The sequence below is a fragment of the Vibrio sp. T20 genome (genome assembly GCF_007858795.1).
GTDB lineage: Bacteria > Pseudomonadota > Gammaproteobacteria > Enterobacterales > Vibrionaceae > Vibrio > Vibrio satsumensis.
Map to the genome: position 1 here is coordinate 1 of NZ_VFEB01000133.1, position 293 is coordinate 293.

Consider the following 293-nt stretch of genomic DNA (forward strand, 5'->3'; position numbering starts at 1 on the left):
AAAAGCTTTTCATCAACTCAACCTGCCCTAGTTTCTATTCAACCAAAGCGATAAAATATGGTTAACCTCTCACCCAATAAAAACGGAGCCATTTGGGCTCCGTTTATCTATTCAGGCTTTCTATTCAAGTTTCATCGATAGAACAAATAGCCTCTGATTATACTTCTGCTTTCTGTAATTCGGCTTCTTCGTTAACTTCTGCGCCGATTTCACCTTCAGACTTAGCAACGATAGTGTTAACCGCAGTATCACCGACCACGTTAGAAGAAGTACAGAACATGTCATGAATACGG

Annotated in this window: 1 pseudogene; it reads right to left on the reverse strand. The window is 40.3% G+C overall.

Annotated features, from left to right (window positions below):
* Positions 1-157 precede the first annotated feature (157 nt).
* A pseudogene (locus tag FTW16_RS15465) lies at positions 158-293 on the reverse strand (dicarboxylate/amino acid:cation symporter); the annotation flags it as partial.